The sequence below is a fragment of the Neobacillus drentensis genome (assembly GCF_036966985.1).
In the GTDB taxonomy this organism is placed as follows: Bacteria; Bacillota; Bacilli; order Bacillales; family Cytobacillaceae; genus Neobacillus; species Neobacillus drentensis_E.
The window spans coordinates 8,468-19,041 of sequence record NZ_JBALSN010000207.1 but is presented as its reverse complement, the minus strand read 5'-3'; the positions used below and the strand labels follow the sequence as shown (position 1 = coordinate 19,041).

9 protein-coding genes and 1 pseudogene are annotated in these 10,574 nt (G+C 38.2%); 9 read left to right on the top strand and 1 reads right to left on the bottom strand.

The genetic code is table 11. From position 1 onward, the window contains the following. The coding region (locus V7659_RS14300) for a LysR family transcriptional regulator (RefSeq protein ID WP_335540568.1) at positions 1-786 on the bottom strand (786 nt) is incomplete at its 3' end. 124 nt (positions 787-910) lie between these two features. Here V7659_RS14300 and garD point away from each other — a divergent pair. From garD to V7659_RS14250, 9 genes and pseudogenes are all read left to right on the top strand, one after another. Continuing rightward, positions 911-2,425, top strand: coding sequence for a galactarate dehydratase (gene garD, locus V7659_RS14295; RefSeq protein ID WP_335540567.1), 1,515 nt, complete (start codon positions 911-913; stop codon positions 2,423-2,425). 235 nt (positions 2,426-2,660) lie between these two features. Further along, a complete protein-coding gene (locus V7659_RS14290) occupies positions 2,661-3,158 on the top strand; it encodes a MarR family winged helix-turn-helix transcriptional regulator (RefSeq protein WP_335540566.1) in 498 nt (165 codons plus the stop codon). 162 nt (positions 3,159-3,320) lie between these two features. After that, a pseudogene (locus V7659_RS14285) lies at positions 3,321-6,262 on the top strand (MMPL family transporter). 93 nt (positions 6,263-6,355) lie between these two features. Beyond that, positions 6,356-6,751 (top strand): VOC family protein, encoded by a 396-nt coding sequence (locus tag V7659_RS14275; protein WP_335540563.1) that lies wholly within the window; start codon positions 6,356-6,358, stop codon positions 6,749-6,751. Between the two features lie 23 nt (positions 6,752-6,774). After that, positions 6,775-7,146, top strand: a complete 372-nt coding sequence (locus tag V7659_RS14270) for an MmcQ/YjbR family DNA-binding protein (RefSeq protein WP_335540562.1) — start codon at positions 6,775-6,777, stop codon at positions 7,144-7,146. Positions 7,147-7,473: 327 nt separating this feature from the next. Next, positions 7,474-8,181 (top strand): M48 family metallopeptidase, encoded by a 708-nt coding sequence (locus tag V7659_RS14265; RefSeq protein WP_335540561.1) that lies wholly within the window; start codon positions 7,474-7,476, stop codon positions 8,179-8,181. A gap of 21 nt (positions 8,182-8,202) precedes the next feature. Next, a complete protein-coding gene (locus V7659_RS14260; protein ID WP_335540560.1) occupies positions 8,203-8,700 on the top strand; it encodes a DUF1456 family protein in 498 nt (165 codons plus the stop codon). Between the two features lie 32 nt (positions 8,701-8,732). Beyond that, positions 8,733-10,202: a protein adenylyltransferase SelO gene (locus tag V7659_RS14255; RefSeq protein ID WP_335540559.1), complete on the top strand. Its 1,470-nt coding sequence runs from the start codon at positions 8,733-8,735 to the stop codon at positions 10,200-10,202. A gap of 87 nt (positions 10,203-10,289) precedes the next feature. Beyond that, entirely contained in the window at positions 10,290-10,559 is a 270-nt protein-coding gene (locus V7659_RS14250; protein WP_335540558.1) for an iron-sulfur cluster biosynthesis, read from the top strand. Positions 10,560-10,574 lie beyond the last annotated feature (15 nt).

Genomic DNA, 10,574 nt, shown 5'->3' with positions numbered 1-10,574 from the left:
AATTTTTTCTCCCTTAGCTGTTATTAAAATCATTTTGTTATTTTGAACCGTTTGAAGTAAGCCTATTTTTTCCTCATTGTATCCTCCATCAAGAATAATTAATTGATTTTGCATCTTCTTTAACTGCTCGTCAAAGGATCTTGCTAAAGTAGCGGTTACTGGTTTAAGGGTGAAATTTGGATTTTTGATGGAATATGGTGTTGTATTTGGCGGATATGGTATTAGCCATTTTACATGATTCATTGAAATAAACATTGTATTATAGGCAGGGGAGTGAAAGACAAAATAGTCATTCATAATACTTGTTAAATAGCCATGAATGGATTTATTTCCTGTTACATATACCTCAACAAATAAACCTTTGGCACCATTTAATATTTTACGATAGGAGATTGAATCAGATGCAATTGGTTTATCAGTTGGTTTACTGTCATATGAATCATCCTGATCTTCAACTTCTTTAATTTGTTGAATATGGCCAAAGGGAATATAGAGGAATGTATTATTCCTGCCATCGTAGATAACAACAATGTCTAGTCCGGCATCGATTAAAATCCCCCTGTGCGTAATGCCTCCCGAAATTTCAATCTCAATATATATTTCTCCTGCTTGTGTTGGATGCCAATTGGTTCTTGAACGAACAAAAAGTTGGGTTCCAAGATCTTTTTCTAATTTTAAGAGCTGCTGATTTAATGCTGATTGAGTGATAAAAAGTTTTTCGGCAGCTTTTGTAATATTGTTTTCCTCAGCGATTTTAATCATATATTCCAACTGTTTTAGATCCATTTGAAATTCGCCTCATTACTCTTAGTTTTTCTAATAGAATTCTAAAAATAATCACTTTTACTTTATTTATGATCTAAGAGTACAATGGTTTTGAGAATAGAACAAGAGTTAAGGAGGTAACGCAGTGGGAAACCGTTATATTAAAATCAATGAGAATGATAACGTTGCCATTACAGTAAATGCCATTCCTGCAGGTACCATTGTCATGGATGATATTCTGGCAAACCAGGATATTCCCCAAGGGCATAAAATTGCCTTATGCAATATCGGAGAAGGCGAACCAATCGTCCGATATAGCGTCACGTTAGGATATGCATTACATTCTATTAAAAAAGGCGACTGGATCAATGAACATATGTTGAAACTACCAATTCCACCAGCATTGGATGAGATGGAGTTTGCAACAAATTTGGTTACAGATCTGCCAGAACCGCCAGTTAGGACGTTTATGGGTTATCCAAACAAAAACGGAGAATATGCTGGAACAAGAAATATATTAGGAATTGTGACAACTGTTCAATGCGTAACAGGTGTATTAAATAACGCAGTAAAGAGAATTAAACAAGAACTTCTTCCAAAATATCAAAATGTAGATGATGTTGTAGTGATAAATCATGCCTATGGATGCGGTGTCGCCATTAATGCCCCAGAAGCAAAAATCCCAATTCGAATGCTGCGAAACATGGTCAAACATCCGAATTTCGGTGGCGAGACGATGATCATCTCATTGGGATGTGAAAAACTAACATTAGAAATGCTATTGGATGCGGAATATAACACATTAGATAATGTGGTAACGTTTCAAAACGAAAAGGGTCATGATGCGATCATGGCGGAAATTATGAAAATGGCTGAAAACAAATTAAAAAAATTGAATGAAAGAGTTCGTGTTGAACTGCCTCTTTCTCAATTATCCATCGGATTACAATGCGGTGGAAGTGATGCTTTCTCAGGTGTAACAGCGAATCCTTCCGCCGGATATGCTGCCGATATGCTAGTCAATGCTGGTGCAACCGTTATGTTTTCTGAAGTAACCGAAGTTCGTGATGGTGTCCATATCATTGCAGAGCGTTGTGTGAACGAAGAAGTTGGAAAAAAATTAGCTGACGAGATGAGATGGTATGATCAATATTTGAATAATGGTCAAGTCGACCGTTCAGCAAATCCGACTCCTGGAAATAAAAAGGGTGGTCTATCAAATATTGTTGAAAAAGCAATGGGTTCCATAGCTAAATCTGGTTCATCTCCGATTGTTGAAGTTCTTTCTCCAGGAGAAAGACCAACGAAAAAGGGTATGATTTTTGCAGCAACTCCAGCTAGTGATTTTGTATGTGGCTCGTGCCAGTTATCTAGTGGTATCACGCTCCAGGTTTTTATGACAGGAAGGGGAACCCCGTATGGATTAGCTACTGCACCAGTCATTAAAGTATGTTCAAGAAATGACATGAAAGATATGTGGCAAGACTTAATTGATGTGAATGCAGGGCCAATTGCAACAGGTGAAGCAACCATTCAAGAAATTGGAACTCTGCTATTCAATGAAATTATCGATGTTGCCAGCGGACGTAAACAGAGTTTGGCAGAAAAATATGAAATCTATAATGATTTTACTCTATTTAATCCAGCACCAATAACCTGATTTATAGCTTGAATAGAGGAAAAGGAATACTTGCTCCCTATTCAATATACGAGTTTAGAATACTCAACTCGAAGAAAGGCAACTTCCTCTTTATAATGGACGTTGCTTTTTTTTATGCATTTTTAGCAAGAACATCTTATCATTGACAAATATGATATATAATTCTACGATAAATAGTACACGATGTATCCCACGGGATGTATCGTGTTCTATTTTTTTATAAGGTGGTTAGTGAATGGTGGATAAAGCCGATTTTATTCGTGAATCTATTGATTTATTACAAAGCTATATTATGAAAAGTCTGCAGAAACATTCCGAAGAGCGGGGTGTTACGATTCCCCAAGCAAGGGTTATTGGAGAAGTGTTTGCTCATAAAAAAATTAGTATTAAACATCTATCTCAAAACCTTAAGATGACCCAAAGTACGGTTTCAGATATCGTTGAACGACTTACTTCCAAAGGATTTCTAGTGAAAACTCCTAACCCGAAAGATAAACGTTCAGTGGAGATCTCACTTTCAAACGAATTATCAAAAGGAATAAATGAGGACATATCGGAAATCGCAAATAAGTCATTATTTGATGCATTAAGTCTCTTAAACCCAGGTGAACAGGAAATGGTTGAAAAGGGCATGAGATTATTGGTTTCTGCTGTGAAGGAAAAAATGGAGGCTGAAGGAATGGATAATCATGAATTCTTTGATGTTTTGTACTTTCCTGAAAAAACAAAATAGAATGATGGAGGATTCAAGGTGAGAAAGATTATTAAAGGCCGCTGGGCAATATTTTCAATTTGGCTGATTGCGACAATCGTGCTAACAGTCATTCAACCAGACATCAATGCCATACTGCGGCAAAAAGGGCAGCAAGGAACGAGTAGTGACAGCCCTTCAGTAATGGCAGATACTATCTTAAAAAAGATGGATACAACAGAAGGGGTCAACAACCTCATCGTTTTTTACGATAAAAATAAAATATCAGATGATGAAATGAAAAAAATTGGTGAGACTGTAAAATCCATTAGCGATAGCAGCAAAGAGCTTGGGATTGCAGACATCATGGATCCCTTCAGTATCCCCGAAGCAAAAAGCTCACTAGTATCTAAAAATGGCACAACACTGATGGTAAGTTTTAAGCTTGATAAAAAAGGACGAGAAATCGATGATATCGAAAAACAGTTTGAAAGCAAACTGGATAAAGTAACTGTTGAATATTATATTAGCGGTGAAGACTTTATCAATAATGATTATCTGAAGGCCTCTCAAGCGGGTGTCGAAAAAAGTGCGGCATTAACAGTTATCTTTATTTTGGTCGTCCTTATCCTAGCATTCAGGTCAGTTGTTACACCTTTAATCTCCCTAGTGGCTGTAGCTTTTTCCTATCTTTGTTCCATGGGAATTGCGGCTCAATTAATTGATAAAGCAGGATTTCCAATAACCAGTCTTACCCAAATGCTCTTGGTCCTTATCCTATTTGGGATTGGTACGGATTATAACATTCTTCTTTTTAATCGATTTAAGGAAGAACTATCCCATGGCCACACTATAGATGAATCAATCGTAAACACATATAAAACAGCAGGTAAAACTATTGCGTACAGCATACTGACTGTATTTATTGCGTTCCTTGCTCTCATTTTTGCAGAATCTCCAATCTATCGATCTGGTGTGGTGGTTGTCATCGGGGTAACCATATTATTGCTTGAAATATTGACCTTAACACCGTTTATTATGAAGGTGCTAGGTAAAAAGCTTTTCTGGCCATCCAAGAGTGTAAATGGTCATAAGGAAAACAAGTTCTGGGGAAAAACATCATCCTTTGCTGTAAAGCATCCGATTATATCCACAGTTATCATACTATTAATATTAGGACCAATGATATTTTTACATCAGGAAAAGCTAAACTTCGATACCATAGGGGAACTTGGAAATAAGTATCCTTCATCAAAAGCTATTAATTTGGTTGCGGAACATTTTGGCAAAGGTCAGGCCATGCCTGCAACTGTAGTCATTGATACTGGCAAAGCACTTGATAATAATGAATCTCTTTCAGTCATTGATAATATAACGGAAAGATTGAAGAGCATTAAGGGAGTGAAGCAGGTTTCTTCCATAACACAGCCTCAAGGTAAGCCAATTGACGATTTTTACGTTGACAGTCAAATGGGCTCTGTTACGCATGGCTTATCCCAAACTCAAGATGGTGTCGACCAAATCCATGATGGATTGAAACAAGCACAAGATGGATTCGGATCAGCTGACTTTTCTAAAGTGGGTCAGATGGTAGATGGCACGGCAAAGCTTGAAGAGGGAATGGATGCCTTAACTAATGGATTAAAGCAAATTCAAGCGGGTATAAATGATGGATCAAGGAACTCGAAAACGATCACGAACGGAATCGCTGCCATTGAAACGAATCTCTCCAAGATGAGCGGTGGTGTTGCATTGCTCGCTGAAAATTATGGGAAGATGCAGGCTGGATATAAAGAGATGGGTGATCACTATCAAGATGCAGCACAGGCTCTTCTTGGGATGAAAAGTGCTCTGTCGCAAATGGAATCCATGGTAACGGCCTTGGGCAGTAGTTATGCCGGTTCTCAAAATGATGCTAATTATGTAGCATTGAAGCAAACGATCAAACAATTATCCTCTTCATTAGGTCAAATTACACCTGAAGGAATCCAAACATTAAATGCTAATTATAATGCCGTTACGGCTGGTTTTGGAAAAGCCAATAAAAATCTAACGGCCATAAGCAGCGGTTTATCGCAAATGGCAGATGGACTAAAAAAACTTGAATCTGGACTTGATCATGCATCTTCAGGGATTGGTACAATCGTAAAGAATATGAACAGTGTCACTGATGGATTGGGTCAGATGAAATCAGGGCAGCAGCAGTTGGCAGACGGTCTCAATGGATTCAGTGTTTTTGGAGAAAAGCTTTCAGATGTCAATAGTGGTTTAGAACAAATTTCGGATGGTCTGGGACAAACGAATGGGTACTTAACACAGCTTAGTACGAATAAAACTTTCTTTATTCCAAAAGAAGCTTTGACAAACAAGGACTTTAAAAAATCATTTGATACGTTCATGTCCAAAGATAGAAAAATTACTAAGTTTATGGTTGTTTTAAATGATGATCCATATTCTGAGAAGGCTTTAAAGACAGTTGAACAAATTAATAAAACGGTTGCTGATGGACTAAAAGGCACTGTTCTCTCAGATGCCAAGAGTGGAACATCTGGATCAAGTGCAACTACAAACGATATGAATAATGTCTTGACTAGAGATTTGAATAAAACAACAGCGATTGTCATTATCGGAGTATTGCTTGTACTATTCTTTGTTATTAGATCTTTCTGGACGCCGGTTTTTATTACGGCATCGCTAGTTGGGGCTTATTATGCAGCTATGTTCATCATAAATTATATTTTCATAGATTTGCAGGGACTTGAAGGTATTTCATCCTTTGTGCCATTCTTCTCCTTTATTATTATTGTAGCTCTGGGCGTGACTATAGTATATTCTTAATGATGCGATTTAAGGAATACCCTGATATGGCCGCCAAGGAGGCTATCGTGCTGGCTTCTAGGCAAATAGGTGGTGTCATTATAGCAGCAGTTATCATTCTTGGTGGTACCTTTGCTACACTAATGCCTGCTGGGATCGTGCTTTTATCTGAACTGGCTATAGCTGTTATTTCAGGACTGGTCATCCTTTGTTTTATACTGCTTCCTATTTTTGTGCCGGCATTGATGGCTCTTCCAGATGCTCTTGCAAATTTATTTTCTAGAAAGAAGGAATCTGGCTTAAGTTCAGAAAATGAAGTTGTGTTATAAACACAAACTAAGAATAAATTTTTTTCAATTTATTGAATATTTTTCCATGCATGTCCTATAATAGAGAGGTTATAAGACTCTTAGGAGGTAATTATGGGGAGAATAGTTCATTTCGAAATTCATGTGGATGATATGGAACGGGCCAAGAAGTTTTATGGAGAGGTATTCGGATGGTCATTTCAAGATTGGAGTGATTATGCAGGAATGCCTTACTTTGGGGCAGTGACTGGTAATGAAGATGAACCTGGAATCAATGGTGCGTTGATGCAGCGTCAAAGTGCTCCGCCAATGCCAAACCAACCTCTAAATGGATTTGCATGCACAATGGGAGTGGAAAACTACGATTCCACGGAAGCTAAAATAATTGAAAATGGCGGCAAAGTTGCATTGCCTAAATATGCTCTTCCTGGAATGGCGTGGCAAGGATACTATATTGATACTGAAGGAAATATATTCGGAATTCATCAACCAGATGCAAATGCAAAATAGATTGGTGATAGGTGAATAAAATTATGAAATCACTAGATACGTCTGGCACGCTTGAAACTGTTCGCAAAATCTGTCTTGCTCTGCCAGAAGCTGTTGAAAACATCGACGGATTTGGTCACAATACTTTTAAAATCAATGGAAAATCCTTCGTGATTTCAGGTGAGAATGAAAAAGGTTTCGGATTGTCGTTCAAGTCAGATCGAGAAACTCAAGAATTATTGCTACAGAAAGAGCATTACTACAAAACCCCATATATCGGACAACACGGCTGGGTATCTATTCAAAATCCGGCTGAGGAAAATTGGGACGAATTGACCGATCTAATTCAAGAAGCCTATTTACGTGCGGCACCGAAACGTCTGGTTAAGCAATGGCATGAATTGAATAACAAGTGAAGAAAGGCGGATTCATCTGCCTTTCTTTATTTATGTTCAGTTATTATCGATTTTTTCTTAAAGATTTTTACTTAATAAATTCGCCCATTGAAACACTAGATTCGCCCATTGAAGAGATTTTGCATTAAAAAAAGAAAAATGTCCCATACTTGAGGGGGAATTTTACACAAAATAAATAAATAATTAACTTCTCCTTGGAATTGAGGCTTCTCATGGACAAATCTCTCGATCTGGCATACACTAATTCAAGGTTAGAGTAGGAATTTTATTGCTACTCTTATTTTTTTGCTGTTGATTTTACCTATTGTCATAAATGCAGGTGATTATATGATACATAATTATTTAGGTCAGACCATGAGTTTTGAGATAGTTTATAAAAAACGTGAATCGTTGGGCATTACTATAGATGTTTATGGCAATATTCAAGTCCTGGCCCCTAGAGGAACAACTGATGAACGTGTACTTCAATTGATAGAGGAAAAATGGGATTGGATCCAGCAAAAATCCAAGGAAATAAAGGATAGGCTTCTGGGGCAAAAAGTAAAGATTTATGATCATGGTGAAATCTTTCTTTATTTAGGAAAAGAATATCCTATTAAGGTCACTCAAGATATAAATACCATGCAAGACTATGTAGTGTTTGAAGAGGATATGTTAAAAATATATGTTAAACAACTAGAGGATGCAAAAATAAAACAAGCTTTAAAACGATTTTATTATCAAGAATGTAAAAAGTTAGTAGAGCGGAGTATTCGTTCTTATCAAAAACATTTTAAAACAAAACCACGGTCTATCCGTATCTCAGATAATAACAGCAATTGGGGAACCTGTGATTTCAGGCAGCAGTTAACCTTCAATTGGAAGTTGGCGATGGCACCACAGCAAGTGATTGACTATGTAGTTGTTCACGAAATGTGCCATATGGTCCATCTTAATCATGATCGTTCCTTTTGGCGCCTCGTTGGTAAAATACTACCCGATTATGAGGAGCGAGAGAACTGGCTTGCATTATCAAGTTGGAAAATGACTGTTTGAATATTTAAAGGAGGATTTTAGATGGATAATAATGATATACTGATTCGATTGAGATATGCACTAGAGTTAAAAAATAAAGAGATGGCAGAAATTTTTAAACTTGGCGGTGTGGAGGTAACCGTTCCTGAGGTGATAAAGGTTCTCACAAAATCAGACGATGAGGCTGAATATGACGATCAAATAAAATGTAATAACAGTATGTTAGATTCATTTTTAAACGGTCTTATTATTTATAAAAGAGGCAAACAAGAGCCCAAACCAGGACAACCGGATACACCGGAACCGTCCATAAAGAAAAGCGCAAACGTAAATAATCTCCTTCTGAAAAAAGTAAAAATAGCGCTGGCCTTAACGACTGAGGATCTTCTCGAAATATTCGAAGGTGCAGGAATAACTGTAACTAAAGGTGAACTCGGGGCTTTATTAAGAAAAGAAGGACATAAAAATTATAAAGAGTGCGGGGATAAATTCGCTCGGAATTTCTTAAAAGGATTGGCATTAAAATATAGGGAATCTTAAATTACATACTAGAAACATGAAAGGGGAATACGATGGCAACAGAAAAAACTGAAATTGGCTGGAATTTTGATAACAGTTATTCCCGGCTGCCTGAAATATTTTTTACCAAGACTGAACCAACACCAGTACGGTCACCCGAGTTGATTGTTCTTAATCATTCACTTGCAAGCTCATTAGGCTTGAACGAGCAGGCACTCGAAACCGAAGCTGGCGTTGCCATGTTTGCGGGCAACCAGATACCAGACGGAGCAATGCCGCTTGCCCAAGCATATGCAGGACATCAATTTGGGCATTTCACGAAACTAGGAGATGGCCGGGCAATCTTACTTGGTGAACATATTGCGCCAAAAGGCGAACGACTTGATATTCAACTCAAGGGTCCAGGAAGGACACCGTACTCCCGCGGAGGAGATGGTCGAGCTGCGCTCGGACCTATGCTGCGCGAATATATTATCAGCGAAGCCATGCATGCGCTTGGGATACCGACCACCCGTAGTCTAGCAGTTGTGACAACAGGAGAGCCCGTATACCGAGAAAGGACCTTGCCTGGTGCCATTTTGACACGTGTAGCCTCCAGTCATCTACGCGTCGGTACTTTTCAATTTGCTGCGAAATGGGGAACGGTAGAAGAACTTCGGGCTCTTGCTGACTATGCACTGAATCGCCACTATCCAGATGTTGAAACGGATGAGAATCGATATCTTACCTTGCTCCAGGAAGTGATTAAACGACAGGCAGCTTTAGTTGCTAAATGGCAACTAGTAGGCTTCATCCATGGTGTAATGAATACCGATAACATGACGATCAGTGGAGAAACAATCGATTATGGGCCTTGTGCCTTCATGGATACGTATGACCCAGGAACTGTATTCAGTTCAATTGATACTCAAGGCCGCTATGCTTATGGCAATCAGCCATATATAGCCGGTTGGAATCTCGCGCGATTTGCTGAAACTCTTTTGCCGCTCCTACATGATAATCAGGAACAGGCTGTCAAACTAGCTCAGGATGAGATTTCAAAATATATGGAGTTGTATCAAAGTAATTGGCTTTCTGGGATGAGAGCGAAATTGGGCATATTTAATGAAGAGGATGAGGACGCAACTATTGTTGAAAACCTCCTCAGTATAATGGAGAAGCATAAGGCAGATTATACTAACACTTTCCGAGCCTTAACAATTGAAAGGCCGGATGAAACGCTCTTAGTGGAGACACCAGAATTTACAGAGTGGTTTCAGCAATGGCAGGCACGACTTGGCAGACAGCAGGAATCAATTGCTGATTCTCAGCAGTTAATGCGTAGCAGCAATCCTGCGGTAATACCTCGTAATCACCGGGTGGAGGCTGCACTCGATGCTGCCGTCGATCAAGAAGACTACAGTGTAATGGAGAAGCTGCTAAATGTACTTTCAAACCCATACGCGCACTCCCCTGAACAATCTGAATACTGTAGACTTCCTGAACAATCTAACCAGCCTTACCGAACCTATTGTGGTACTTAAGTAATCGTGTAATTTACTAAAAGTACAAGATAATGCTATCCTTTATATGGGTAGCATTATTTTTTTTATAAAGTTGGGGGTGGTTTCGTGTTTATATTAACTAAAAATGCAAAAACCGAACTACAAGATAGATTAATGTTAGCCGGCTCAAAACAATTGATTCGGCTGCAAATGCGGAAAAGTTGTTTTATGAAAGTAAAAGTGACGTTGGAAGAAACAATCCAGTCTAACGATACAGAAATTATTAAGGATGATCTCCACTTCATCATTGACAATAATGAGTGTCATTATTTCAATCATAAAACATTAGATTTTATCCCAGATACAACTGGTTTTAAACAATTTGAGATTCTGTAAAAGAAGCCTGATTTC